Genomic DNA, 25,855 nt, shown 5'->3' with positions numbered 1-25,855 from the left:
GCGACCATTCACCAGCAAGGAGTAGACCATAGTGCGTGTCGTATGTACCGGTCTCGGCCGAACGGGGACCAACTCCATCAAGGCCGCGCTGGAGCGGCTCGGCTTCGGGCCGTGCCTGCACGCGGTGGATCTTTTTGCGCACCCCGAACTGATCCGGCCGTTGCTCGGAGCCGTTGAAACCGGCTCGGCGAACTGGGACGAGGTGCTCGCCGGATATGAATCATTTGTCGGCGGTCCGGTCTCCACCCGCTGGCGGGAGCTCGCCGAGTATTATCCAGACGCGAAGGTCATCCACACGATACGCGACCCGGAGCGCTGGCTGGGCAGCATCCAAGAGACGCTGTTCGCGCGGCGACAGCGCATGAATTCGCTGCCGGGCCGGGCCGCCGTCCTGCTGTCGTCGATGCTTGGTACGGATTACGCTCCGATGGCCAAGCTCATTCAGACGACGATCGAATCGCAGACCTTCAAATCACCGGCCGAGCGGACACCGGAACGCGCCATCGAGCTGTTCAAGGCGCACACGAATGACGTCGTCGAGACCATTCCCGCCAGCCGGCTACTGATCTTCGACGTCAAGTCGGGATGGGAGCCGCTCTGCAAATTCCTCGACGTCCCGGTGCCGGCGGAGCCGTTCCCCCGAATGAACGACCGAGCGGAGTACGCCAAGAGCGGCCTCGGAACAGCGGTGCCGCTGCTCCTGCGCCGGACGCGGTGATCGACGATGGTCACCACGGAGGCGGCGGTCGGCCCGGCGTCCACGAAGCCCGACCGGCGCGTCTATTTCGTGCTGGCCGGGCTGTTGCTCGCCATGCTGCTCGCATCGCTCGACAACCTGATCGTCGGCACCGCGATGCCCCGGATCGTCGGCGAGCTCGACGGCGTCAAGCACCTTTCGTGGGTCGTCACGGCGTACCTCCTGACCATGACCGTGTCCGGCCCGTTCTACGGCAAGTTCGGGGACCTCTACGGACGCAAGAAGATCTTCATGTCGGCGATCGTCATCTTCCTGGTGGCGTCCGTGCTGCTCGGTCTGTCGCAGAACATGGCTGAGTTGATCGGGTTCCGAGCCCTGCAGGGCCTCGGCGCCGGCGGCATCGTCGTCGGCGTGCTGGCGCTCATCGGTGACCTGGTTCCACCGCGTGAACGCGGCAGGCTCATGGGCTTCGCCGCGCCGGTCATCGGCGTCGCCACGATCGGCGGCCCACTGCTCGGCGGGTTCCTCACCGACCACCTTTCCTGGCGCTGGATCTTCTACATCAACCTGCCGCCCGGGATCATCGCGCTCGCGCTGATCGCCACCACGCTGCACCTGCCACACCACAAGATCAAGCACGAGATCGACTGGCTGGGGGCGGTCCTGCTGATCGTCGCCGCCTCCGCCTTGATGCTGGTGCGGAGCTGGGGCGGTTCGCACTACGGCTGGGGCTCCTGGCAGATCATCGGTCTTGCCGTCACCGGCGTCGTAGCGGCGCTGCTGTTCGTGCTCGTCGAGCGTCGCGCGTCGGAGCCCATGCTGCCGTTCCGGCTGTTCCGGAACCGGAACTTCAGCGTGGCCGTGTGGCACGGCTTCCTCATCGGGTTCGCGATGTTCGGCACCGTGGCGTTCCTGCCGCTCTACCAGCAGACCGTCCAGGGTGCGTCCGCCACGAACAGCGGCATCCTCTTGCTTCCGATGATGTTCCCGATGTTCGTCATCGGCCCGCTCGTCGGCCAGATCATCAGCCGAACCGGGCGGTACAAGATCTTCCAGATCCTGGGCGGGGCGGCGCTGACCGTCGGCATGTACCTGCTCACCCGGCTCGACGTGCACACCACGAAGCTCACATCCGGGGCGTACATGGTGGTGTTCGGCATCGGCATGGCGATGTCGATGCAGCTGACCATGCTGATCGCGCAGAACAGCGCGGAGCAGCGCGACATGGGCGTGGCGAGCAGCACGTCGAACTTCTTCCGCTTGATCGGCGGCGCGTTCGGAGTGTCGCTCTTCGGCGCGATCTTCAACAACCGGCTGGCCGCCGCGCTGTCCGGGATGCCGGACGCCGGCGCGCTGCGGGGCGGCGGCGCGAAGCTCGACCCGGACGCGCTCGCGAAGGTCGCGCCCCAGGTAAAGGGCCCGGTCCTCGCCGCCATCGCCGACGCCATCCGAGACATCTTCTGGTGGGGCCTGCCGTTCACCGCACTGGTGTTCGTGATCGGCTGGGTATTGAAGGAGGTTCCGCTGCGAACCTCCGCCGGGCGCACCCGAGAGCACCTTTCCGGCGAGGTACCAGAATAGCCGCACGAACCCGCCTCATCCGCAAATGCATGAATTGAATGGCGAACCGCCGAGCACGCATGCCTACCACCCTTGTTTTACCTTTTCTTTGACTGATGTGTGATAAATAAGCCAAGTCCGGACGCCGACTTGCTCGTGGAGGTAATGTGCAGATGGAGCGCGCAGGACTGTTCCCGCGCTGGGCGGCACGGTTGGCGGTCGCCATGTCGGTGGCCTGGCTTGCCATCGCCGTCTTGCACCGGCTGTTCAGCGGACGGTTCTGGCTGTGGGTCCTGCCCGACCTGGTGCCTCCGCCGGTCTACCTGGTGGTGCCGCTCGCGTTGCTCGCGGCGGCCGCGGTGGGCCTCTTCCGCGGGCCGCGCCGGTGGGCGATGGCCGCCGGCGGCGCCGCCGCGGTGGCATTGATCCTCGGTTTCGGCCAGGCCGGGCTGAACCCACGGGCACTGACGGTCTCCGGTCGGGTGCCGGCCGGAGCGCTGCACATCGTGTCCTGGAACACCGAGTACTGGGACCAGACCGATGACCCCGCCCACTTCTACCGCTACCTCACCGCCCAGCACGCCGACGTCTATGTGCTGCAGGAGTACCTGCACTGGGTGAACAACGGGCCGGCGCCGGTCGACGACGTGGCCGGCCTTCGGCAGGCGTTTCCCGGCTACCAGATGGCGATCAGCGGTGAGCTCGTGACGCTCTCCCGGTACCCGATCGTCGCAACTCCCCCCATAGCGACGGCGTGGCCCGAGGACCCGTCCTGGTACTCCCAGTTCCAGAAGCGGAAGGTGCTGCGCACCGACCTCGACGTCGGCGGCCGCACGCTGTCCGTCTACAACGTGCACATCCCCGTCCAGCTCGGCCAACGGCGGCTCTTGCACGCCTCCTTCTACCGCGACGTGCACACCCGAGTGCGGCACCGCACCGCCGAGTACAGCGCACTGCGCCGCGACGTGGCGGCCAACCACAACCCGAAGCTGATCGCCGGCGACTTCAACACCACCGCGTCCATGGGAGAGGTCGGCTGGTTCCGGTCCCACCTGAGCGACGCGGTACGCGCGGACGGCTCGCTCTATCCGGCGTCCTGGCCCTCGGTCGGGCCCACGCTGTGGCGGCTCGACTGGGCGTTCACGACGGGCCTTCACGTGTACCGGTACGGCTTTCGCAGCCCGGAGGGGATGTCGGACCACCGCGCGCAGGATCTCTGGCTCTCACTGCGTTCAAACGCGGACCAGACGAGATGAACGAATAAAGGCCCGGCCGGGGCTTCTCCCGGCCGGGCCGACTACCTTCGCGATCCGGTCCTGTGTCGGCGTACCCGTAGAAGTGGGGAGCCGGGCCCGGTCAGCCGTGGACTAGCCGCAGTGGAAGCCGCGGACCCAGACCGGGAGCTCGGCGAAGCCGGAGTGCTGCCCCTGCAGTGCCCTGCAGGTCACGGTCTTCTCGGCCCCCTCGTGAGTACGGCCGCTGATGGTGAAGACACCGTGGATGGGACCGCGGTGCACGGCGCCGTGGAACGGGTAACAGTTGCCCTGGCCCATCCAGGCGCCGTTTTCGTGGGAGTGCAGCATGTGGCAGTGGTAGCCGGGGACGGGAGACTGAGCCGCGGCGGCGAAGGCCGGGCTGACGCCGGCACCCACCATGGCGGCGGCCAGGGTCAGGCCGGACAGCGAAACGCGCGTGATCACGGGATCCCCTTTCGGGTGTCTGGGAACTGTGCGGTCCCAACGAATATCACACTGAGTAATCGCACAGCCACTAACCGCTAGAGGGTGTTTCGACCGCCATCGGGGCCGAGTGTCAACGTCGCACGGCTGAACGTCGTGAGGATCCGCTGGTGGGTCTGGCGGGGAAGGGATCGGCTGCCGGGCTCGCCGAGCGGCGTGCCGGGTCGTGCCGGAGCTTCGCCCAGCAGGTCGTCGAGGCCGGCGCGGGCCACCATCAGCAGTCCATGCGTGGCGCGAGTACAGGTCACGGCGAGCCGGCCGAAGGCCGAATTGAACTCGTCGAGCCGGTCGGCTCCGGAGAGCGGGTGGACGGCGACGGTGATGGCGTTGGTCTGGCCCTGCCAGGAGTCGACGGTCGACGCGAGGAGCACGCCCGCCGGCAGGCCGTACTTGTCCGTGAGGCGGTCGACCATCGCGGTCGCGTCGTCCACGGCCTGGTTGCGCGTGGCGAGGACGACGATCAGGGGGTCCCCGGACGGCACGTCGGAGGCGATCCGTTCCTCGTTCAGCGGCCTGCCGACGCCGTCGTACCGTCGCCGGGTGATCGCGAACCCGCCCTCGAGAAGGGGCATGAGCAGGTCCTCGACCACGCCGAGCAGGTCCGGGTCGATGTCCGGCGCCTCGGGTTCGGGGAGGCCGTCGACCTCGAGAAGGGTGGGAGCACCGGTGGCGACGGACGTCCAGACCTCGGCGACGGGCCCGGTCATGGCCGGCAGCTCGATCGCCCGGTCGCCCGCGGCCGCCACGCAGTCCAGCCGGTCCCAGTCGCCGTAGAAGGCCCGCCAGAGGGGAAGCTGCGCGGCCGTCGGGCGCCATACCGCGGGGAGATCGACGGCGAAGGTCTTCTCGTCGTCCTCGTAGGCGGTCGGCCAGGCGCGGTAGGGGTTGTAGCCGGGGTCGCCGCGCCAGGGGTTCTGGCCGGGGTCGATCGGCGGCAGCTGGCCGACGTCGCCGACGCCGACGGACAGCGGCGCCAGCCCCTCGACCGTCGCATAGCGGTGGAGGGGAAGCTGCCACGCCTCGTCGACGAACAGCACGTCGAACGGCAGCGTGGCGTTGACGGCAGGGCCGAGGCGGTCGAGCAACCGCTGTGGCTCCCCCCACGCGCCAATCTTGTGCGAGGTCCCGAGGATCACGACACACGTGTCGGGGATTCCGCCGGCGGAGGTCGCGATGGAGACGTGGTCGAGCACGTCCTGCGGCACGTCGGGCAGCCTGTCCTTGGCCACGAACAGGCAGACCTGGGCGGCGCCCAGCTCTCTGCCCAGCTCGCCGGCGAGCGGGAAGACCTGCTTGTTCGCGAAGGCGGTGACGCCCACCCGGGCGCAGTTCTCATGGGCCAGGGCTTCCTTGACCATGCGGACGAGCGCGTAGGACTTTCCGGCGCCGGCGGCGGCGCGCAGCAGGATCCGTTCGTAGTCGGCGAGGCCTTCGAGGGCCGACAGGAGTGCGGCGATGGCTCGCTGCGCGGCCTCGATGTTCCCCTCGGCCGCGGACTCGTGATGGAGCGCGTCCTCAGGCGGCGCGGCAGGGGCCGAGAAGGTGATCGTCATCGCGGTTCAGTCCAGGTCGTCGATGGTCAGGTCGTCCGGGGTGGGCGTGGGCGCGATCAGCGTTTCCACCTCATGCGTTCTGATGTCGAACCGCTCTTCGTCGACCAGCGGCGGCCAGATCTCCGGGTTGAGCTCACCGCGGGACCGGCGCTCCGCGAGCGTGTCCGCCCACTCGGCCTCGGTGACCGTGTGCGGCCGGCAGCACCATTGGTGTTCTTCCGGGTCCTCGGCGTAGGTGTCCGGGGTGCAGGTGGCCCTCGGGGCGGACCGGTCGTCCAGGGACGGGCGCTTCACCGCGATCTCATGACCCGACTTGAACCGGGTGAACCAGCCGGCGTCGGCCAGGATCAGGGTGTCGCCGACCTTCAGCTCGGGAACGACCAGGGGGTCCCAGAGGAGTCCCTCGACGCCGTCCTGACCCCTGAGAGTCCCGATCGGCAGCTGCCCGAGCTTGAAAGAGCCTCTCTGGATCTTGAAGGCGGTGTCCGGGTGCTCGACGAGAGCGCGGTCGCCCACGTGCAGCGCGACGACCTCCGACCCGTCGCCCAGACGCCGTGACCTCACGTCGAGCCGGACGGGGTCAAGGCCGATCACGGTCGCGAGGGCCAGTTCGCGGGTCCCGGCGTCGGTCGCCTTGTCCCGTGCGGCCGAGGTGTCGGCCAGGCAGGTGAGCTGGTCGAAGCACTTGCGGTCGGCGTCCAGCAGGTCGACGTGGGCGTTGCGCCAGCGCGAGTGCATCCGGGAGAAGCGGACGAGGTCGGAGGCCTGCAGCGCGACGCGGCGGCCCCAGATCTCCTGCGCGTCGGCTTCCAGGACGCGGTGGACGTCACGCAGCCGGGAGATCCCCAGCCCGTCGAGGACCCGCTGCGCCCTCTCGAGCACCTCGACGCGGTAGTCCAGTGCCGCGTCGACGAGCGCCCGGTACGCGGCCGTGTCCTCCTCGCGGCGCGCCGTGTCGATCGCGTCGGAGACGACGTTGGACAGCCGGGCGCCGGGGGTCTCCGGTTGCCGTGCGATGGCGTCGGAGACCTCGCGATGGTCCAGCGGGCCGGTGGCCTCGGCCCAGGCGAGGAGGTAGTCCAGGCGGCCGGCGTCGACGGCCGGGCCGCCGGGCGTCACATGGGTGGAGAGCACGGCTCGTACGTCGACGATGGGCGTGCGCAGGCTCATGGCCCGGGCCCTGTCCTCCTCCAGGAGGAAGCTGACCGCGAGCCGCTCGTCGTCGTGCAGCGGCTCCGGCAGCGTGGCCGGCTCCCCGTCGAAGGTCAGGGCCGGGCGGCCGCTGTCCAGGTCATGCTGCCAGCGCAGACGGCTGAGTTCGACCCCGGCCAGGGAGTCCGCGGCGGTGGCCAGCAGGTCGGCGGTCGGCCGGTCCGGAACGACCAGGTGAACCGGTCCGAGGTCCGCCTCCCGGATCTCGCGGATGGCCGCGCCGAGGATCCGCAGCACCGCACGGCGGGTGAACGGGGACTGCGGATCGGCGAACACCCGCCGAACCCATGCGTCCGCCCCCGCCTTCCGTACGGCCACGCCGTGCATGCCGAGAGCCGACGCGTCCGACTTCACGAGGACGAGGTCGACGGTGCCCGGCGACCCGCACGGGTCGGTGCGCAGACGCCCGGTCCAGGAAGGGAGGCCGGTGACGGTGGCGCGCACCTGGTTCACGATGCTTCGCGGCGCGGGCCCGTCGGTGCTCTCACCGGACACGAGCCCCGCCACGGCAGGACGCCTGAGACGGTCGATCCCGATCTCGGTGAGGACGGCGAGCGGGTCGTCACCGTTCCGCAGTTCGGCCCGGCAGTACGAGAAGAGGTTGCAGGTCACGCAGCTGCGCGGGTCGAAGTTCGCGGTCAGATGGGCGACGTACGGGACGAGTTCCTTATCCGCCGGGAAGCCGTCGTCGAGTCCGGCCTTGGCCGTCAAACGCTCATCGGCCCTCGTACGGACCTCGATCCGGTGGTCGTCCAGCAACTCCACGACGGCCTCGGGCTGCAGGAACGCGTTGCGCGGTACGGCCAGCGCTCCCTGGCGATGAACGCGCATGCCGGCCGGCAGCCTGCTCCAGGCCGCCGCGGACTCGGCGCCCAGCGCGACCTGCAGGAAGCCCTTGAGCATCCGGCCGTCGTCGATGCGGGAGCGGACGCGTTCGTAGTCCTTGGCATCGCCCATGATCAGCCAGGAGCCGACGGTCCGGCCGTCCTCCTCCCGGGGACAGACGATCGCGAAGTCGGGCTGAACGGGGGTCGTGTCGGGGACGTTCTCGAGGTTCAGGTACGGGACGGCGAGCGCGGTCACCATGGTCGCCTCGCCGGAGGACTCCGCGTCGACGTGGGCCAGGGCGAGTTCGGTGACGGTGTCGGCGACGATGCCGTGGCAGTCGCGCCGCCGGACGGCCTTCGGGCGAGCGAGGCCGAGTTGCCCGACCGTCTTGGTGAGCAGTTCGGAGACGAAGTCCTCGGAGTGCACGAGGCTCTCGAAGGTCATCGCCCGCGTCCACCGAGCCTCGGGGATCCCGGCGCCGGCGTCAGGGTGGCCGATGTGGGTGGCCAGAGCCCTGCGCGTTCTGCTGGTGATGAACGGATCGGTCATCCGGAACCGCTGGCACCCCGCGTGCGCCGACGCGACGACGGCGCTCGTTCCACCGCCGGACTGCAGTCCCCCCATGTCACACCCTTCACTCTCGCCCGCTTCGCTATGCGACTCTAGAGCGATCCGCCGAGGCATGATTCCGGATACCGCTGCCGAACCCGTCAGAAGTGCGCCGAGGGCCCCGAGCACGGGGGTGCCCGCAGCCGGCCGCCTTGAACGGCGACAGCCGCGTCCAGGCGCGTAAGGTCGATATCAGCGTCTGCGCCGGGCAGGTCCTGGAGGCCGACATGACGAACGTTCAGCAGGGCGGCAGGGTCGCCCTGATCACGGGCGCGAGCAGGGGGATCGGCGCGGCCGTGGCCCGGTTGCTGGCATCCCGGGGCATGCGGGTCGTCGTCAACTTCCGCAGCAGCCGCGGCGAGGCGGACGACGTGGTCGCGTCGATCGAGTCCGCCGGCGGCCAGGCGATGGCCGTGCGGGCCGACGTACGCGACGCGTCCGCCGTGCTCGGCATGGTCGAGCAGGTCCGGGCCGCCATGGGCGAAGTAGAGGTCCTGGTCCACAACGCCCTGATCCCGTACGCCATCAAGTCGTTCGACGAGATCTCGTGGGACGAACTGGGCGGCAAACTGGAGCAGGAGATGCGGGCGGCCTTCCTGCTGACGAAGGCCGTCGTCCCCGGCATGACCGCGCGCGGGTACGGCCGGATCGTCTACCTCGGCACCGTGCTGAGCCGGCGGCCGCGTGAGGGCATGATCGCGCTCGGCACCTCGAAGGCGGCCCTGAGCCAGTTCGCCCGCTACGTCGCGCAGGAGCTGGGGCCTCGCGGGATCACCGTCAACGTGGTGTCCCCGGGGCCGGTGGCCGAGACCGTCATCTCCGGTGTCCTCGATCAGGAGCAGAAGCAGCGCCAGGCGGCCCAGACGGCGCTGGGCCGCCTGGCCTCCCCCGACGACGTGGCCCGGGCCGTCGCCTTCTACGCGGGTGACGACAGCGGATTCATCACGGGCACCACCGCGCCGGTCGACGGCGGACTGGCCATGGGCTGACGCGTCCCGGAAGGGAGTCCTCGCAGTGCACACCATCGACCTGACCTACGTCGGGCGCGGAATCCACGAGGAACTCGTCGCCTACGTCGCCGACCAGCAGGACTACTACGAGCAGGAGGGAGTCCACGTCGCGCTGCGCGACGGATGCGCCTGGGACGGCGAACGGGTCCGGCGGACCGCCACGATCGGGCTGGGCCGGGCGGTGCTGTCGTGCGTGACCGACGGCGTCCCGTGGACCGTTCTGTGCGTCAACACCGATCGGCCACTGTTCTGGCTGCTCGCCCGCGACGCTTACGCGTCGGTCGCGGAGCTGAAGGGCCGCAGGATCGGCATCCACGCGCCCAGGACCGCGCCCGGATGCTTCTCCCGCATCGTACTCCGGAGGCACGGACTCGATCCGGACCATGACGTCCGGTCGGTCGTCATGACGCCGGGCGACTACGGCCGTCACCTTCGCCGGCTCGCCGAGGGCTCCCTGGACGCGGCGTTCGTCGGCAGCACCCTGGCGCCCGAGGTCACGGCCGAGGAGCACGGCCTGCGGCTGCTGGCCTTCGTCGGGGACCACTTCAGGATCCCCACGGTGGGCGTCGCTGTGGACCCCACCCACATCGCGCCGGACGATCCGGCGGTCCTGGCCCTCGTACGGGCCGTCCGCCGAGCCCTGCGCACGATCCGCGACGAGCCGGACCTCGCCGTCCGGTACGTCAACGCCCTCATCCCGAGCATCACCGAGGCGGAGGCCCGCCGGCACTACGAACGCTACGTCGCACCGTACTTCACCGCCGACGGCCGCCACGATCCGTCCGTCGCGGCCCAGGCGGTGTCGAGCGTGGCGAAGGAGCTGGGCGTGTCCACGGTGCCCGACGCGGCCGACATCTACCGCACCGAGCCGGCCGAAGGGTCCGCAACTTAGCCGCGGGAGCGCGGAAACCGCGGCTGGCTGGAGAAACCACATCTATCTCATCGTGTCAGTCGGGTGGGTGATGCGTGCGGCGTTGGCGTAGCGGGCGGCGAGGCGTGCGAACGCGGTGGTCAGTTCCGGAGGGCCGATGACTTCGATGTCGGTGTCGAAGCGGCCGATCGCGGCAGCCAGGCCGGTCCATGACCAGGAGCCGAGGGTGAGCCGACAGCGGTCGGGGCCGAGTTCTTCGACGATTCCGTCCTGGGCGAAGGGGGCGACGGCAGTGGTGGGGAGATTGAGGACGACTTCGCCGCGGCAGGGCCAGTCGGTGGTGGTGCCGTCGGTGCCTCGGAATCGGCCGATGATGAAGGCGGATACGTCGCCTCCGGGGAGCTCGCGCGGACTGAAGCGCGGGCCGCTGAGTGTGCGGGGGTGTATGCGGTCGACGCGGAAGGTACGCCAGTCGTCGCGGTCGAGGTCCCAGGCAAGGAGGTACCAGCGGCCTTGCCAGGTGACCAGATGGTGGGGCTGCGTTCTGCGGGGTCGCTCAGCGAGGACGGTGTGGTCTTGGTCGTAGTCGAAGCGAAGCTCCGCGTGGGCGTGGACGGCGTTGCTCAGGTCCATGAGGAGCTGCGTATCGCCCGGTGAGGCGTTGTCATCCTCGAGTGGCCGGACGGCAGTGATCCGGAGCATGTCGATGCGGTGGCGCAGACGTGCCGGCATGACCTGGCGGATGGTGGACAGGGCCCGTTCGGCGTCTTCACCGATCGTGGTGTTGGTGGCCGCGGTCTGGAGGGCGACGGCCAAGGCGACGGCTTGGTCGTCGTCGAACAGCAGCGGGGGCAGCTGCGAGCCGGCATCCAGGCGATAACCGCCGGCGGGCCCCTTGAAAGCCGTGATCGGGTATCCGAGTTCCGAAGGCGATCCATGTCACGGCGCACCGTGCGCGGGGTGACGTCGAGGCGCTCGGCGAGGCCCTCACCGGACCAGTCACGGCGCGTCTGAAGCAGTGAGAGCAGCGCGAGCAGCCGCGAGGACGTTTTTTGCACGCTCACCATTCTGCGCGCGATACAGGACACAACCTGTCCGCTACCGGTGGAACGGTGGACACCAGAGTCGCCGAAGAGACATCGCCCCTGGCCACGGGTCGCCGCGCCCGTGGGCTCGGTCGTTGCAGCGGCGCACCTCCGTTGAACCGAAGGCAAGGAGCAGGCCATGTCCGTCACTACCACCACTCACCTGAACTTCCGGGGCACCGCGCGTGACGCGCTGGACTTCTACCAGTCCGTCTTCGGCGGACGCGTCGTCGCCGTCACGTACAAGGACGCCGGCGATGTGCAGAACGAGAACGAGGCGGACTGGGTGATGTGGGGCGAGGTGGTCGCCGACAACGGCTTCCACGTCATGGCCTACGACGTGCCCTCCCAGCTGCCCTGGAACCAGGGTGAGAACCCGTTCTTCGTCTCCGTGCGCGGCGATGACGCCGACGAGATCAGCGCCTTGTGGCAGAAGCTGGCGGAGGGCTCGACGGTGGTGCGGCCCCTGGAGGCGGCGCAGTGGGCGCCGCTGTACGGCATGCTCATCGACCGCTTCGGCGTGACCTGGGTCCTGGACGTCACCGCTCCGTACAACGGCTGATCCAGCCCGCCAGGCACAGAAGATCGGCCCGCCCGCTTCGGGAAACCGATCGGAGTAAAATACTACTTACTCTTGACGCTACATCGCGTCTTTGTAGAGTATCGGCCTACCTCGTACGACAGGAGGATGGCCGATGACCAGCGTGGCGAGCGAACCCGCCGTCTGTCCGAGCGCCGAGGGCGATGACGTGCCCGCCCGGCGTGAGCGGGTCGAGTTCCGGACCGCCCCGTCGCGGTACCGTCATTGGCGCCTGACACTCGACGGATCCATCGCGACTCTGACCATGGATGTCGACGAACAGGGCGGTCTCGTTCCGGGGTACGAGCTGAAGCTGAACTCCTACGACCTGGGCGTGGACATCGAGCTGTACGACGCGGTGCAGCGGCTGCGGTTCGAGCATCCCGAGGTGCGCACCGTGGTCCTCACCGGCGGCAAGGAGAAGGTCTTCTGCGCGGGGGCGAACATCCGGATGCTGGCCGCCTCCACGCACTCGTGGAAGGTGAACTTCTGCAAGTTCACCAACGAGACCCGCAACGGCATCGAGGACGCCAGCGCGCACTCCGGCCAGACGTACGTGGCCGCGCTGAACGGCACGGCGTCGGGCGGCGGTTACGAGCTGGCCCTGGCCTGCGAGCACATCATGCTCATCGACGACCGCTCCTCGGCGGTGTCGCTGCCCGAGCTGCCACTGCTCGGCGTGCTGCCCGGCACCGGAGGGCTCACCCGGGTGGTCGACAAGCGGCACGTGCGGCGCGATCTGGCGGACTACTTCTCCACCAGGTCCGAGGGCGTCGGCGGGAAGAAGGCCGTGCGGTGGCGGCTGGTCGATGAGGCCGTGGCCCGTACCTCCTGGGACCGGACCGTCGCCGAGCGCGCCGCCGCGTTCGCCGAGCGCTCGGACCGGCCCGCCGGCGCCCGCGGGATCGAGCTGACCCCGCTGGCCAAGACGCGTACCGACGATCACGTCGCGTACCGGTACGTCAGCGCGGCCCTGGACCACGACCGGGGCGTCGTGGAGATCACCGTCCTCGGCCCGGAGACCGACGCTCCGGCCGACGTCGCCGGCATCCACGACCAGGGCGCCGACTTCTGGCCCCTGGCGTTCGCCCGCGAGCTGGACGACCTGATCCTGGACCTGCGCACCAACGAGACCGAGCTGGGCACCTGGGTCTTCCGCACGAAGGGCGACACGGCCCGGGTGCTGTCCCACGACGCGCTGCTCCTGGAGCACTCCGGCGACTGGCCGGCCCGCGAGATCGTCCTGTATCTCAAGCGGACGCTGAAGCGCCTGGACGTCACCAGCCGCAGCCTCATCGCCCTGATCGAGCCCGGCAGCTGCTTCGCCGGCTCGCTGCTGGAGCTCGCGCTGGCCGCCGACCGGTCCTTCCAGCTGGCGGGCGTGTTCGAGGACGTCGACCCCGACGCCGAGCCGGCCGCGATCACGGTCGGCCCGATGAATCTGGACCCGTTGCCGATGGGCAACGGGCTGAGCCGCCTGGCCACCCGTTTCCACGGCGACCCCGAAGGGTCGGCCGCCGCCGAGGCGGCCGAGGGCACGGCGCTGCGGGCCGAGGACGCCGAGCGGCTCGGCCTGGTCACCTTCATCCCCGACGACCTCGACTGGGAGGAGGAGGTGCGCATCGCCGTCGAGGAGCGGGCGTCGCTCAGCCCCGACGCGCTGACCGGCCTGGAGGCCAACTACCGGTTCGCGGGCCCCGAGACGATCGAGACCAAGATCTTCGGCCGGCTGTCCGCCTGGCAGAACTGGATCTTCTATCGCCCCAACGCCTCCGGCCCCGACGGCGCGCTGCGCAAGTTCGGCACCGGGCAGCGCGCCGACTTCGACCGGAAGCGAGTCTGACCATGACGATCGCCGACTACGGCGAGAAGATTCCCAACAACGTCGATCTGCGCGACGACCGGCGCCTGCAGCGGGCCCTGGAGTCATGGCAGCCGAACTTCCTCACCTGGTGGGAGTCGATGGGGCCGACGTTGCCCACCGAGGACGTCTACCTGCGCACGGCGATCAACGTCGGCCGGGAGGGCTGGGCCCACTTCGGTCATGTCGCGATGCGCGACTACCGGTGGGGCATCTTCCTGGCCGAGCCGCGCCACGACCGACGGATCGCGTTCGGCGAGCACAAGGGCGAGCCGGCCTGGCAGAAGGTCCCCGGGGAGTACCGCGCCGAGCTGCAGCGGCTCATCGTCATCCAGGGCGACACCGAGCCGGCGTCCGTCGAGCAGCAGCGCAATCTCGGTGCGACCGCCCCCAGCCTGTACGACCTGCGCAACCTCTTCCAGGTGAACGTGGAGGAAGGCCGCCACCTGTGGGCCATGGTCTACCTCCTGCACGCCCACTTCGGCCGGGAAGGCCGGGCCGAAGCCGAGGAACTGCTGCGCCGCAACTCCGGCAGCGAGGACTCCCCGCGCATCCTGGGCGCCTTCAACGAGGAGACCCCGGACTGGCTGTCCTTCTTCATGTTCACCTACTTCACCGACCGGGACGGCAAGTACCAGCTCGGCACGCTGAAGGAGAGCGGCTTCGACCCGCTCTCGCGCACGTGTGAGTTCATGCTGAAGGAAGAGGCCCACCACATGTTCGTGGGCACCACCGGCATCGACCGGGTGGTGCAGCGGACCGTGGAGCTGATGCGGGAGCACGACACCGATGACGTCGTGGGCCACGGCGGCATCCCGCTGACGGTCCTCCAGAAGTACCTGAACTTCCACTACTCGGTGTCGCTGGACCTGTTCGGCTCGGAGACCTCCACCAACGTCGCCAACTACTTCACCGCCGGGCTCAAGGGCCGCTGGTCGGAAGAGCGCCGCAAGGACGACCACTGCCTCACCGACGACTCGATCATGGTCGACGCGATCGTCGACGGCCGGATCGGACAGACCGAGGTCGCCGCGCTGGTGGGCCTCAACACCGACCTGCGCCGCGAGTACATCGGCGACTGCCAGAACGGCGTGAACCGGTGGAACCGCATCCTGGAGGAGGCCGGCCTGCCGCAGCGGCTGCGCCTGCCGAGCGTCGCCTTCAACCGGCAGGTCGGCGCGTTCGCCGGCATCGAGGCCACCCCGGCCGGCGAGGTCGTCTCGCCGGACGAGTGGCGGCGGCGCGTGGGCGAGTGGCTGCCCACCGAGGTGGACAAGACCTACATCCGGTCCCTCATGCGACCGGTGTACGAGCGCGGCAAGATCGCCTCCTGGATCGCCCCGCCCCGCCAGGGCATCAACGGCAAGCCCGTCGACTATGACTACGTCCACCTCGCCTGACATCGGACGGCGGCACATGAGCGAACCCTTCAACGCCTGCCTCTACCTGCTCGACCGCCACCTCGAGCGGGGCGACGGCGACCGCCTGGCACTGACCGGCGCCGACGGGGACGTCACCTACACGGAGTTGCACGAGCGCGTCCGGCGTACCGCCGCCGGACTGCGCGCGATCGGCCTGCTGCCCGAGCAGCGGCTGATGATGTTCATGGCCGACTCACCGGACTTCGTCACGGTGTTCCTCGCCGCGCTGCGGATCGGCGCCATCCCGGTCCCGGTGTCCACGATGCTGCAGGCGGACGGCCTGGCCGAACTGCTGCGCGACTCACGGGCGAGGCTGCTGGCGGTGACCCCGGACTTCGCCGCGACCGCGGCCGAGGCCGCCGCCGCGGCACCCGAGCTGGCCGGCGTCCTGGTCGGTGCGGGCGCCACGCTCACGGCTCCCGTGCCGGTGCACGCGCTGGTCGACCTGGCCGCGGCGGAACCGGACGGCGCGCCGTACGCCACCACGGCCGACTCTCCGGCCTTCTGGCTCTACACCTCGGGCACCACCGGAACGCCCAAGGCCGCGATGCACCGCCACGGCGCGGTCCGCGTGGTGTGCGAGACCTACGGCGACCGGGTTCTGGGCATCCGGCCCGGCGACCGGTGCCTGTCGGCGTCCAAGGCGTTCTTCGCCTACGGCCTCGGCAACTCGGTGCTGTTCCCGTTGTGGGCCGGTGCGGCGACGATCCTGGAACCCGCGCCGTCCCGGCCGGAGCTGATGACCGAACGCGCCCGGACGTTCGGCGCGACGCTGTTCTTCGCCGGGCCGACGTTCTTCGCCGGCATGCTCCGCGCCGAGCTGCCCCGCCGGGCCCTTGAAGGAGTACGGCTGACGGCGTCGGCCGGCGAACCGCTGCCGGCCGCCCTCTATCACCGGTGGACCGGCCATTTCGGGATCGAGATCCTCGACGGCATCGGCATGACCGAGATGCTGCACATCTTCCTGTCCAACAAGGAGGGCGCCGTACGGCCCGGCACCACCGGATTCCCGGTGCCCGGCTACGAGCTGCGCATCCTGGATGGAGAAGGCCGCGAGGTCTCCCCCGGTACTCCCGGAACCCTGTACGTGCGGGGCGAGTCCACCGCGATCGGGTACTGGTCCCGGTATGCGGCGTCCCGCCGGGTGTTCCAGGGCGAGTGGCTGTGCACCGGCGACACCTACGTGCGGGACGACGACGGCTACTACAGCTGCCAGGGCCGTACCGGCGACCTGCTGAAGGCCGGGGGCATCTGGGTGTCGCCGGCCGAGGTGGAGACCCGGCTGCTGGCGCATCCGGCGGTCGTCCAGGCCGTGGTGGTGTCCGCCACCGACGCCGAAGGCCTGGAGAAGCCGGTCGCCTATGTCGTGACCGACACCGGGGCCGAGGTCACCGAGGCGGAGCTCATCGAGTTCTGCCGGGCCGGGCTGCCCTCGTTCAAACGCCCGCGCCGGGTGGTGTTCGCCGAGGCGCTGCCGACCACTCCCACCGGCAAGGTACGGCGCGTCGAACTGCGCGCCCACGCCGCCGGGGTGCTGTCCGGCCCGCAGCAGGAGGCCGCCCTGTCATGAGCGTCATCGAACTGCTCATCCGGGGCCGGTCGGGTGGGGCTGCGAACCAGTGCCTGATGCCGTAAAAAGGGACACCATGCACGACATCATCGCTGTGGTCGGGGCGGGCACCATGGGCACCGGCATCGCCCAGGTCGCCGCCCTCGCCGGGCACCCGGTCCTGCTGTTGGACACCGCGCCCGGAGCCGCCGACCGCGCGGTCTCCGGGATCCGTGAGCGGGTCAAGACCCTGGTGGCCCGTGGCAAGATCGACGCCGATCCCGACGCCCTGGATCTGACCGCCGTCGACGCGGTCGGCGCGCTCGCGCCCGCCCGGCTGGTCATCGAGGCGATCGTGGAAGACCTGGGAGTCAAGCGGCGGCTGTTCGCCGACCTGGAGCAGGCGGTGGCGCCGGACTGCGTGCTCGCCAGCAACACCTCCGCCCTGTCCCCCACCGCGATCGGCGCGGGCCTGACGCACCCCAAGCGGGTCCTCGGACTTCACTTCTTCAATCCCGTGCCCCGCATGCGCCTGGTCGAGCTGATCAGCGGCGCCGACACCTCGGCCGAGGTCGCCGACCGTACGGCCGGGCTGGTCACGGGATGGAGCAAGACGGTCGTACGGGCCGCCGCGACGCCCGGGTTCATCGTCAACCGGATCGCCCGCCCCTACTACGCCGAAGCGTGGCGCCTGTATGAGGAGCGCGCCGCCGCGCCGGAGATCATCGACGCCGTCCTGACCGGCGCCGGCGGCTTCCCGATGGGACCGTTCGCGCTGATGGACCTGATCGGCCACGATGTCAACGAGGCCGTCACCCGCTCGGTGTGGACGGCGTTCGCCCATGACCCGCGCTTCGCGCCGTCCCTCGCGCAGCGGGCGCTGGTGGAGGCCGGCTCGGCCGCAAGACCGGGCAGGGCGTCTACCGCCACGGCCCCGGCTCCGGGACGCCCGTCGCGGCCGCCGCCCCGCCGCATCCGGCACCGCTGGAGGTCGTCGACCACGGCGCGGACGCCCTGCGCGGCCCGCTGACCCGCTCCGGCGTCGCCGTCCTCGGCGGCGAGCGGGACGACGGCACCCTCGCGCTGCCCAGCGGCGGGCTCCTGCTCCGCAGCACCGGCACCACGGCCACCGAACTCGCCGCCCGGCACGGCGCTCCGGTGATCGTCGTCGACCGGACGCTGGACGACGCCACCGCCACGGCGATCGCCATCGCGCCCTGCGAGTCCTGCCCCGCCGACGTGCTGGCCGAGGCGACCGGCCTGCTGCAGGCCGGCGGCCTGGCCGTGCACGTCATCGACGACACGCCCGGCCTCATCGTCACCCGTACGGTCGCGATGCTGGTCAACCTCGCCGTCGACGCCCTGCAGCAGGGCGTCGCCGACGCCGCCGACCTCGACACGGCCATGCGGCTGGGCGCCGGCCACCCGCTCGGCCCGATCGCCTGGGGCGACCGGTGGGGCGCCGCGACGGTGCACACCGTCCTGACCGCCCTCCAGGACGCCTACGGCGACCCCCGCTACCGCCCGAGTCCGCTGCTGCGCCGCCGCGCCCTGTCCGGAACGGCTCTGACATGACCTGCCCGTTCGTCATCGACGACCTGCTAGAGCGAACCTCATGACACTGGTCCAGGTCCGCCGCGAGGACCATCTGTGGTGGGTCGGCCTCGACCGGCCGGCCAAGCACAACGCGCTGGACCAGGCGATGGTCGCCGAGCTGGAGACGGTGCTGGACGAGGCCCGCCGCAGCCCGTGCGTCCTGATCGTGCACTCCACCACGCCCGGCATGTTCGCCGCCGGCGCCGACATCGCCGAGTTGCGCGACCGCGACGCCGACGCGGCGCTGCTCGCCATCAACGCCGGACTGTTCGAGCGGCTGGAGGCCCACCGCTGGCCGACCATCGCGCTCATCGACGGCCCTGCCCTCGGCGGCGGCTGTGAGCTGGCGCTGGCCTGCGACTTCCGGATCGCCTCGGGCAACGCCCGGTTCGCCCAGCCGGAGCTGTCGCTGGGCATCATCGCGGGCGCCGGCGCGAACTGGCGGCTGCCGCAGTTGGTCGGCCTGCCCATCGCCCGCCGCATGCTGTACGCCGGAGCGCGGCTCGACGCACACCAGGCGCTCACCGCCGGTCTGGTCGACGAGGTGACCGACGACGGCGCCGAACTGCCCGAGCGCGGCCGGGTGCTGGCGAACACCATCGCCGAGCGGTCCTGGCGTGCGCTGGAGCTGACCAAACTCGCCCTGCGCAGCAGGCAGCCCACGACCACCGGCTTTGACCTGGCCGCGCAGGCCCTGCTGTTCGAGAGCGACGACAAGCACGCCCGGATGACGGCGTTCCTGGAGCGGCGAAAGCGGTGACCCGCGTGGCCGGACCGGTCTGACTCAGTCCTCGGCGGACAGCGCCGCCCAGCGCCGCTGGGCGGCCTCATGCCACGCCTGATGCAGGTCCGTGAAGATGTTCGCGGCACGCACCCCGATCCAGTGCGGCGGCAGCAGCTCCAGCGGCAGCTGCGGGTCCAGCCCGGGGAACCGCCGCCACGCGTCCACCAGGCGGATCTGGGCGAGCAGCACCTCGTCGTCGGGCGCGGGCCGCAGCCCGGCGAACTCCCGGACGAAACCCTCATAGGCGGCGGCCAGGTCGCCCAGATGCCAGGCCTGCTCCACCATGGTGCGCTCCGAGCCGATGCCCGAGAACGGGCCGCAGACGGAGAAGACCGTGACGTCCAGGCCGAGGCCGTCCATCACCTGCTTGGCCTCGGCCTCCCGCGAGCCGTGCGGGCTGATCCACACCCCCGGCATCGGACTGCCCAGGCCCGCCCACGTCAGCCTCGTCCGCAGCTGATGGCGCAGATCGCGTCTCGACTCCGGCACGCTGACCAGCAGCAGGAGCCAGCGCCCGTCCCATGAGTCACGCTCGCGGCCGAACGAGTAGATCCGCTCCGCGCCCTCGCTCAGCAGCGCGCGGCCATGCTCGGTCAACTCCCAGCGGACTCGCCGCCCCGCACGGTCCGCCATGATCCAGCCGTCGGCCGCCATCCGGTTCAGCGCCTGCCGGGCCGACTTCTCCTCGATCTCCAGGCCGCCCAGCACCTGCAGCAGCGTCGACGTCCACACCGGCCGGCCCTGCGGCAGCACGTACTCGCCGAACACGGTCAGCAGCAACGACCGGGCGCTGCCCGAACCGCTCTGCCGGCGACGGGTATAGGACGGCGTGGTCGTGCTCTCGTCACGCGACATGGCCGACGGAACACTCCTCAACTGGGCATCGTCCTCGGAAACCAGACCATTAATGCTACAAGAGCCTGACGGGTTACCCCCTCCACGTAGCGGAAGCGCCCTGGACCGCTACGCCGCCCTCGATCGCCGGTCGCCCTCGCGCTCGCGTCGCCACATCGTCCGGTACGGCCCGGGTCGGGCCAGCAGGTCCCCGTGGCGGCCGCGCTGCACCACGCGGCCGGCGTCGAGCACGATGATCTCGTCGACGGCGCCCAGCGCGGCCAGGCGGTGGGTGACGAGCAGAGTGGTCCGCCCCTCGGTGGCCGCGAGCAGGTCGGCGGTGAGTTCGTCGGCGGTCGCGGTGTCGAGGTGTTCGGCGGGCTCGTCGAGCAACAGCACCGGGAAGTCGGCCAGTAGGGCGCGGGCCAGCGCGATGCGCTGGCGCTGGCCGCCGGAGACCTGGGCGCCCTCTTCGCCGACCCGGGTGTCCAGTCCCCGCGGGAGCCCGTCGACCCAGTCCAGCAGCCGGGCCCGGCTCAGGGCGTCGCGGATCTCCTCCTCGGTGGCGGACCGCCGGGCGAGCCGGATGTTCTCCCCGATCGTCGTGTCGAACAGGTGGGCGTCCTGCGCGCACAGCCCGACCACGCGGCGCACGTCGTCGCCGGCGAGCTCCCGCAGCTCGACGCCGTTCAGCGACACGAGTCCCGACGCGGACGGGAGGAAGCGCAGCAGGACGGCGGTCAGCGTCGTCTTGCCCGACCCGCTCGGCCCGACGACGGCGCACCTGCGGCCCGGCGTGAGGTCGAGGGAGACGCCGTCGAGGACGTACGGCCCGTCGGGCGTCCACCGGGCCCGCAGGTCCTCGACCCGCAGGGTGTACGGGGCCGGCGGCAGCGCCGCCGGGGCCTCCGGGTCGCGCACCGGCTCGTCCCGGTCCAGCACGGCGAAGACGCGGGCGGCCGAGCGGCGTACCCGCTGCAGGTGCTGCGCCGCGAGTGGCAGCCCGGCCACCACCTCGAACGCCGCCAGCGGGAGCAGCGCGACCACGGCGAGCAGCGTGCCGTCGAGCCGCCCGGACCGCACGGCCGGCACGCCGGCCACGAGGGCGCCCCAGACCGCGAGGCCGCCGGCCAGCGCCGTGATGGCCGCACCGGCCCCCGCGGTGCCGGCCGAGCGGGCCGACGCCCGAGTGAGTTCGCGATCCAGGTGTTCGGCCGTGGCGAGCCGGTCGGCGGCGGCGCCGTAGGCCACCAGCTCGGGAGCCCCGCGCAGCGAGTCGACGACCTGTGCGGTCAGTTCGCCGCGCAGATCGGCCGTCCGGTGTTCCGCGCGCCGGGCCACGGTGGCCGACAGCCACGGGGCACAGACGCCCGCGACGAGCAGGCCGGCCAGCAGGAGCACACCCGCGGACGGCAGCAGGGCCCACGCCAGGCCCACCGACGCGCCGCCGACGAGGACGGCGGCCACGGAGGGCAGCAACACGCGGAGGTAGAGGTCCTGGACGGCGTCGACGTCGGCGACGAGCCGGCCGAGCAGGTCGCCGCCGCGCGCTCTGGGGAGCCCGGCCGGGACGAGCCGTTCCAGCCGCTCGTACACCCGTGCCCGCAGGTCGGCGAGGACACGGAACGTCGCGTCGTGGCCGATCAGTCGTTCGGCGTAGCGGAACACGCCCCGGCCGATCCCGAACGCCCGCACCGCCACGATCGCGACCATGAGCATGAGCACCGGCGGGTGCTGCGCGGCCCGGGAGATGAGCCAGGCGGACGTCGCCATCAACCCGACGCCACTGCCGAGCGCCAGCGTGCCGCACAGCGCGGCGAGCGCCATCCGGCCGCCCGCCGGCCGGGCCGCCGCGATCAGCCGGAGGACCGGCCCGCCGGTTCGCCCGGCCGACGTGGCGATTCTCGCTCTCATGCCACCGCCTCCATCGCTCCGACGTGTACGACCCGGTCGGCGAACGCGGCCAGGGCCGGCCGGTGCGCGACGAGGACGACCGTGCGCCCGGCCGCCAGGCGCCGTACGGCCTCGATCACCGCGGCCTCGCTCTCGGTGTCGAGGCTTGCCGTCGGCTCGTCGAGCAGCAGCAGCGGGGCGTCACGCAGGAACGCGCGGGCGAGCGCGATCCGCCGGCGCTGCCCGGCGGACAGGCCGGTGCCGCGCTCGCCGAGCGGGGTGGCGAAGCCCTGCGGCAGCGCGTCGACGAACTCCTCGGCGAAGGCGTCGCGTGCGGCTCGCCGTACGTCCTCGTCGGAGGCGTCCGGGCGGCCCAGGCGGATGTTGTCGGCGACGGTGCCGGCGAACAGGTACGGCCGCTGGGGAACCCAGGCGACCCGCGCCCGCCAGGCGTCCGGGTCGAACGCTCCGAGGTCGACTCCGTCCACGAGGACACGCCCCGCGTCCGGGCGGACGAACCCGAGGAGCACGGCGAGCAGCGTCGACTTGCCGGACCCGCTCGGCCCGGTGAGCGCGACGGTCTCCCCCGGGCGTACGACGAGTGAGAACCCGTCGAGTGCCGGGGCCTCCCGCTCCTCGTACGCCACCGTCACGTCCTCCAGCCTGATCGTCGCGAGCGCCGGGTCGGGCACGTCGGTCCGCGTGCCGTGGCGCGGGAGCGGCGTCTCGATCACCTCGAAGATCCGCTGGGCGGCGGTGATCCCCTCGACGCTCGCGTGGTACTGCGCGCCGACCTGGCGCAGCGGAAGATACGCCTCCGGCGCGAGGATCAGGACGAGCAGCGCCGTCCGCAGGCCGACCTCTCCGTCGACGAGCCGCAGTCCGATCGACACCGCGACGAGGGCCACGGAGATCGTCGAGAGCAGCTCCAGCGCCAGCGCGGACAGGAACGCCACCCGCAGGCTCGCCATGGTCTCGGCGCGGTACCGCTCGGTGACCTCCCGGACGGCGCGCGCCTGTGCCTTCGCCCGGCCGAAGACCTTCAGGGTCGGCAGGCCCTCGACGACGTCGAGGAAGTGCCCGGACAGCAGGGAGAGCGTGCGCCACTGCCGGTCCATCTTCCGCTGCGCGGCCAGCCCGACCAGGATCGCGAAGACCGGGATCAGCGGCAGCGTCAGCGCGATGATCAGCGCCGACGACCAGTCGCCGAACAGGATCCGCGCGCCCACCGCCGCCGGCACGAGCCCGGCCAGCACGAGTTGCGGGAGGTACCGCGAGAAGTAGCCGTCCAGCGCGTCGATTCCGCGCGTGGCGAGGGTGGCGAGCTCGCCACTGCGCTCGCCGGACAGCCACCGCGGGCCGAGCGCCATCGCCCGTTCGAGCAGGAGCCCGCGCAACTGCGACTTCACCGCCGCGGACGAGCGGTGCGCGGCGACCTCCTGCAGCCAGGCGACCAGCGCCCGGCCCGCGACGACGGCCAGGAGGAGCAGCAGCGGCGTACGGGACGCGGCGAGCGAGGCGCCGCCGAGGAAGGCATCGCTGATCAGGGCCGCGAGCAGGGTCGCCTGCGCGATGACCAGCCCGGCCGTGGCGGTGCCGAGGATCACCGACCCGGCGAGGTACGCCCGCGTCGTCCGGGCGTACCTCAGGAGCCGCGGGTCGAAGGGTCTCATCTCGTCGGCTCCGGGACGCGTCGCGCCGGGCGGATGTGCGCGGCGTCGATGCGCCGGCGGAACACCCAGTACGTCCAGCCCTGGTAGAGCACGACCAGCGGGGTGAACGCGACCGCGGCGATCGTCATGATCTTCAGCGTGTACGGGGAGGACGCGGCGTTGGTCGTGGTGAGACTGTTGGCGGCGGCGATCGTCGAGGGCATGACGTCCGGGAACAGCGCCGTGAATAGCGTCACGACCGCGCACACGATGGCCAGGCCGGTGCCGACGAACGCCCAGCCGTCGCGTCCACGGACGATCGCGACGGCCGCGCCGACCAGGCCCGCGGCGGCCGCCGCCACGGTGACCCAGGTCACCGGCTTGCCGTGCTGAAGCTGCGTGATCAGCAGGAACAGCCCGCCCACCGCGATCGCGGCCGCCACGGCGACCTTCGCGACCCGGGCGGCCCGCGCACGGACGTCCCCCGCCGTCTTGAGCGTCAGGAAGACCGCGCCGTGCAGGACGAACAGCGTGAGCGTGGTGAGCCCGCCGAGCAGGGCGTAGGGGTTCAGCAGGTCGGTCAGCGTGCCGACGTACTCGTGCCGGGCGTCCAGCCGCACGCCCCGGGTGAGGTTCGCGAAGATCACGCCCCACATGAACGCGGGGACGACGCTGCCCCAGAAGATCGCGCGATCCCAGCGGCGCCGCCAGTGCGGCTCCTCGCGCTTGCCGCGGTACTCGAACGCCACGCCGCGCACGATCAGCGCGAGCAGCACCATCAGGAGGGGCAGGTAGAACCCACTGAACAGGCTGGCGTACCACTCCGGGAAGGCGGCGAACGTCCCGGCGCCCGCGACGATGAACCAGACCTCGTTGCCGTCCCAGACCGGCCCGATGGCGTTCAGCAGGACGCGGCGCTCGGTGTCGTCCCGGCCGAGCACCGGCAGCAGAGCGCCGACGCCGAAGTCGAAGCCCTCCAGGAAGAAGTAGCCGGTCCACATGAAGGCGATGATGACGAACCAGACGGTGGTGGTCTCCATGGCGCAGACCCCTTGTCAGTAGGCGAAGGTGAGCGGTTGTTCGGCGGACTCGTCGCCGGGCGGAGGCGGCGCGACGTCCTCCTCCGAGGGCGGGCCGGCCTTGACGTACCGGGCCATCAGCCCGGTCTCGATGACGATGAGGACGCCGTAGAGCGTGGTCAGCGCGAGGACGGAGATGAGCATCGACGTGGCCGAGACACCCGGCGAGACGCTCGCCGAGGTCTTGAGGACCCCGTACACCGACCAGGGCTGGCGGCCCATCTCGGTGAAGATCCAGCCAGCGGAGTTCGCGACGAACGGCAGGATGAGCGACAGCACGCCGCCCGCCAGATCCAGCGGTTCTTGGGAAGGCGTCCGCGCCGCATGAGCCACAGGCCGAGCAGGGCGATGAGCGCGGTGAGGAATCCGATGCCGGCCATGATCCGGAAGTTCCAGTAGGTCACCGGGACGACCGGGCGGTAGTTCCCCGGGCCGTACTTGGCCCGTTCGGCTGCCTGCACGTCATTGATGCCGTCGACCCTGCCGCTGAAGCTCCCGGTGGCCAGGAACGACAGGAGCCGTGGGACCTTGACGCTGAAGACCTCCTTGCGGCCGTCGAGGGTGCCCACGGTGAACAGCGAGAACGCCGCGGGCTGCTCCGTCTTGTACAGGGCCTCGGCCGCGGCCATCTTCATCGGCTGCTGCCTGGTCATGACCTTGCCCTGCAGGTCGCCCGTGACGGCCACGCCGAGCGAGGCGATCAGCGTGACGACCAGGGCGATTTTCAGCGACGGCCGGAAGACCTCGACGTGCCGCCGCCGGGCCAGGTGCCACGCGCTGACGCCGACCATGAACAGTCCCCCCGTGACGAACGCCGCGGTGATCGTGTGCGGGAAGGCGACGAGCATCGTGGAGTTGGTGAGCACGGCCCAGAAGTCGGTGAGCCGGGCTCGCCCGGTGGCCGGATCGATGTGGTAGCCGACCGGGTGCTGCATCCAGGAGTTGGCGGCGAGGATGAAGTACGCCGACAGCAGCGTCCCGACGGCGACGATCCAGATGCAGGCCAGGTGGAGCTTCTTCGGCAGCTTGTCCCAGCCGAAGATCCACAGTCCCAGGAAGGTCGACTCGAGGAAGAACGCGAGCAGGCCCTCCATCGCCAGCGGAGCGCCGAAGACGTCACCGACGAACCGGGAGTAGGCGCTCCAGTTCATCCCGAACTGGAACTCCTGCACGATCCCGGTGACGATCCCCATCGCGAAGTTGATCAGGAGGAGCTTCCCCCAGAACTTCGTCGCGCGCAGGTACCGCGTGGCGCCCGTCCGTACCCATGCCGTCTGCAAGCCCGCGACGAGCGCGGAAAGCCCGATCGTCAGGGGAACGAAGAAGAAGTGGTAGATCGTGGTGATCCCGAACTGCCACCGGGCGATGTCGAGCGGGTTCATCCCCGCGCCTCCCGTCAACTACTACGAAGTACTACGACTCGTAGTACTACCTCTCGTAGT

General features: G+C 70.8%; 19 protein-coding genes and 2 pseudogenes. 12 read left to right on the top strand and 9 right to left on the bottom strand.

Annotation, left to right across the window (positions count from 1 at the left end; all coding sequences use genetic code 11):
• Positions 1-31 precede the first annotated feature (31 nt).
• The 3 genes from ACYVF7_RS25940 (at position 32) to ACYVF7_RS25930 (ending at position 3,513) form a co-directional block, all read left to right on the top strand.
• Positions 32-718, top strand: coding sequence for a sulfotransferase family protein (locus tag ACYVF7_RS25940; protein WP_460345731.1), 687 nt, complete (start codon positions 32-34; stop codon positions 716-718).
• Positions 719-724: 6 nt separating this feature from the next.
• Positions 725-2,278 (top strand): MDR family MFS transporter, encoded by a 1,554-nt coding sequence (locus ACYVF7_RS25935; protein WP_460345728.1) that lies wholly within the window; start codon positions 725-727, stop codon positions 2,276-2,278.
• A 152-nt stretch (positions 2,279-2,430) separates the two neighbouring features.
• A complete protein-coding gene (locus ACYVF7_RS25930; RefSeq protein WP_460345725.1) occupies positions 2,431-3,513 on the top strand; it encodes an endonuclease/exonuclease/phosphatase family protein in 1,083 nt (360 codons plus the stop codon).
• 111 nt (positions 3,514-3,624) lie between these two features.
• On the opposite strand, the gene ACYVF7_RS25925 is transcribed toward ACYVF7_RS25930, so the two are convergent.
• The 3 genes from ACYVF7_RS25925 to ACYVF7_RS25915 all read right to left on the bottom strand — a co-directional run bounded on the left by ACYVF7_RS25925 (position 3,625) and on the right by ACYVF7_RS25915 (position 8,213).
• Positions 3,625-3,957: a hypothetical protein gene (locus ACYVF7_RS25925; protein WP_460345722.1), complete on the bottom strand. Its 333-nt coding sequence runs from the start codon at positions 3,955-3,957 to the stop codon at positions 3,625-3,627.
• A 77-nt stretch (positions 3,958-4,034) separates the two neighbouring features.
• A complete protein-coding gene (locus ACYVF7_RS25920; RefSeq protein ID WP_460345719.1) occupies positions 4,035-5,549 on the bottom strand; it encodes a hypothetical protein in 1,515 nt (504 codons plus the stop codon).
• A 6-nt stretch (positions 5,550-5,555) separates the two neighbouring features.
• The gene (locus ACYVF7_RS25915; protein ID WP_460345716.1) at positions 5,556-8,213 is read right to left on the bottom strand and encodes a hypothetical protein; all 2,658 of its coding nucleotides are present in this window, start codon (positions 8,211-8,213) and stop codon (positions 5,556-5,558) included.
• Positions 8,214-8,350: 137 nt separating this feature from the next.
• On the opposite strand from ACYVF7_RS25915, the gene ACYVF7_RS25910 reads away from it, so the two are divergent.
• Together ACYVF7_RS25910 and ACYVF7_RS25905 are read left to right on the top strand one after the other, a co-directional pair.
• On the top strand, positions 8,351-9,187 hold the full coding sequence (locus ACYVF7_RS25910) for an SDR family NAD(P)-dependent oxidoreductase (protein ID WP_460345713.1): 837 nt from the start codon (positions 8,351-8,353) through the stop codon (positions 9,185-9,187).
• A 25-nt stretch (positions 9,188-9,212) separates the two neighbouring features.
• Entirely contained in the window at positions 9,213-10,100 is an 888-nt protein-coding gene (locus ACYVF7_RS25905; protein ID WP_460345710.1) for an ABC transporter substrate-binding protein, read from the top strand.
• Positions 10,101-10,142: 42 nt separating this feature from the next.
• Here ACYVF7_RS25905 and ACYVF7_RS25900 read toward each other — a convergent pair.
• Positions 10,143-11,146, bottom strand: a pseudogene (locus tag ACYVF7_RS25900) (helix-turn-helix transcriptional regulator).
• 157 nt (positions 11,147-11,303) lie between these two features.
• Here ACYVF7_RS25900 and ACYVF7_RS25895 point away from each other — a divergent pair.
• The 7 genes from ACYVF7_RS25895 (at position 11,304) to ACYVF7_RS25865 (ending at position 18,931) form a co-directional block, all read left to right on the top strand.
• On the top strand, positions 11,304-11,726 hold the full coding sequence (locus ACYVF7_RS25895) for a VOC family protein (protein ID WP_460345707.1): 423 nt from the start codon (positions 11,304-11,306) through the stop codon (positions 11,724-11,726).
• A 133-nt stretch (positions 11,727-11,859) separates the two neighbouring features.
• Positions 11,860-13,587, top strand: a complete 1,728-nt coding sequence (gene boxC / locus ACYVF7_RS25890; protein ID WP_460345704.1) for a 2,3-epoxybenzoyl-CoA dihydrolase — start codon at positions 11,860-11,862, stop codon at positions 13,585-13,587.
• Between the two features lie 2 nt (positions 13,588-13,589).
• A complete protein-coding gene (boxB, locus tag ACYVF7_RS25885) occupies positions 13,590-15,005 on the top strand; it encodes a benzoyl-CoA 2,3-epoxidase subunit BoxB (protein WP_460345701.1) in 1,416 nt (471 codons plus the stop codon).
• Positions 15,006-15,021: 16 nt separating this feature from the next.
• Positions 15,022-16,596: a benzoate-CoA ligase family protein gene (locus ACYVF7_RS25880; protein WP_460345698.1), complete on the top strand. Its 1,575-nt coding sequence runs from the start codon at positions 15,022-15,024 to the stop codon at positions 16,594-16,596.
• A 76-nt stretch (positions 16,597-16,672) separates the two neighbouring features.
• On the top strand, positions 16,673-17,605 hold the full coding sequence (locus ACYVF7_RS25875) for a 3-hydroxyacyl-CoA dehydrogenase NAD-binding domain-containing protein (RefSeq protein ID WP_460345695.1): 933 nt from the start codon (positions 16,673-16,675) through the stop codon (positions 17,603-17,605).
• Positions 17,560-18,150 (top strand): 3-hydroxyacyl-CoA dehydrogenase family protein, encoded by a 591-nt coding sequence (locus tag ACYVF7_RS25870; RefSeq protein WP_460358119.1) that lies wholly within the window; start codon positions 17,560-17,562, stop codon positions 18,148-18,150. The genes ACYVF7_RS25875 and ACYVF7_RS25870 overlap by 46 nt, the downstream gene beginning before the upstream one ends.
• Before the next feature lie 40 nt (positions 18,151-18,190).
• A complete protein-coding gene (locus ACYVF7_RS25865; protein ID WP_460345693.1) occupies positions 18,191-18,931 on the top strand; it encodes an enoyl-CoA hydratase/isomerase family protein in 741 nt (246 codons plus the stop codon).
• A gap of 24 nt (positions 18,932-18,955) precedes the next feature.
• Here the strand turns inward: ACYVF7_RS25865 and ACYVF7_RS25860 are convergent, their stop codons facing one another.
• The 5 genes and pseudogenes from ACYVF7_RS25860 to ACYVF7_RS25840 form a co-directional block, all read right to left on the bottom strand.
• Positions 18,956-19,810 (bottom strand): PaaX family transcriptional regulator, encoded by an 855-nt coding sequence (locus ACYVF7_RS25860; RefSeq protein WP_460345690.1) that lies wholly within the window; start codon positions 19,808-19,810, stop codon positions 18,956-18,958.
• 108 nt (positions 19,811-19,918) lie between these two features.
• Entirely contained in the window at positions 19,919-21,703 is a 1,785-nt protein-coding gene (gene cydC, locus ACYVF7_RS25855; protein ID WP_460345687.1) for a thiol reductant ABC exporter subunit CydC, read from the bottom strand.
• The gene (cydD, locus tag ACYVF7_RS25850; RefSeq protein WP_460345684.1) at positions 21,700-23,355 is read right to left on the bottom strand and encodes a thiol reductant ABC exporter subunit CydD; all 1,656 of its coding nucleotides are present in this window, start codon (positions 23,353-23,355) and stop codon (positions 21,700-21,702) included. Before cydD ends, cydC begins: the two co-directional genes overlap by 4 nt.
• Entirely contained in the window at positions 23,352-24,374 is a 1,023-nt protein-coding gene (cydB, locus tag ACYVF7_RS25845; RefSeq protein WP_460345681.1) for a cytochrome d ubiquinol oxidase subunit II, read from the bottom strand. The genes cydD and cydB overlap by 4 nt, the downstream gene beginning before the upstream one ends.
• A 15-nt stretch (positions 24,375-24,389) precedes the next feature.
• Positions 24,390-25,795 (bottom strand): annotated as a pseudogene (locus ACYVF7_RS25840) (cytochrome ubiquinol oxidase subunit I).
• Positions 25,796-25,855 lie beyond the last annotated feature (60 nt).

This window comes from Actinoallomurus acanthiterrae (assembly GCF_054775715.1).
This window is presented reverse-complemented; position numbering and strand designations above follow the sequence as displayed.

Bases quoted from the DNA above. Each gene is read 5' to 3' on its own strand.
- ACYVF7_RS25920 (WP_460345719.1), bottom strand. From the start codon at position 5,549: ATGACGATCACCTTCTCGGCCCCTGCCGCGCCGCCTGAGGACGCGCTC.
- boxC (WP_460345704.1), top strand. From the start codon at position 11,860: ATGACCAGCGTGGCGAGCGAACCCGCCGTCTGTCCGAGCGCCGAGGGC.
- cydD (WP_460345684.1), bottom strand. From the start codon at position 23,355: ATGAGACCCTTCGACCCGCGGCTCCTGAGGTACGCCCGGACGACGCGG.
- ACYVF7_RS25930 (WP_460345725.1), top strand. From the start codon at position 2,431: ATGGAGCGCGCAGGACTGTTCCCGCGCTGGGCGGCACGGTTGGCGGTC.
- ACYVF7_RS25865 (WP_460345693.1), top strand. From the start codon at position 18,191: ATGACACTGGTCCAGGTCCGCCGCGAGGACCATCTGTGGTGGGTCGGC.
- ACYVF7_RS25915 (WP_460345716.1), bottom strand. From the start codon at position 8,213: ATGGGGGGACTGCAGTCCGGCGGTGGAACGAGCGCCGTCGTCGCGTCG.
- ACYVF7_RS25895 (WP_460345707.1), top strand. From the start codon at position 11,304: ATGTCCGTCACTACCACCACTCACCTGAACTTCCGGGGCACCGCGCGT.
- cydC (WP_460345687.1), bottom strand. From the start codon at position 21,703: ATGAGAGCGAGAATCGCCACGTCGGCCGGGCGAACCGGCGGGCCGGTC.
- ACYVF7_RS25875 (WP_460345695.1), top strand. From the start codon at position 16,673: ATGCACGACATCATCGCTGTGGTCGGGGCGGGCACCATGGGCACCGGC.
- ACYVF7_RS25935 (WP_460345728.1), top strand. From the start codon at position 725: ATGGTCACCACGGAGGCGGCGGTCGGCCCGGCGTCCACGAAGCCCGAC.
- ACYVF7_RS25880 (WP_460345698.1), top strand. From the start codon at position 15,022: ATGAGCGAACCCTTCAACGCCTGCCTCTACCTGCTCGACCGCCACCTC.
- cydB (WP_460345681.1), bottom strand. From the start codon at position 24,374: ATGGAGACCACCACCGTCTGGTTCGTCATCATCGCCTTCATGTGGACC.
- ACYVF7_RS25860 (WP_460345690.1), bottom strand. From the start codon at position 19,810: ATGTCGCGTGACGAGAGCACGACCACGCCGTCCTATACCCGTCGCCGG.
- boxB (WP_460345701.1), top strand. From the start codon at position 13,590: ATGACGATCGCCGACTACGGCGAGAAGATTCCCAACAACGTCGATCTG.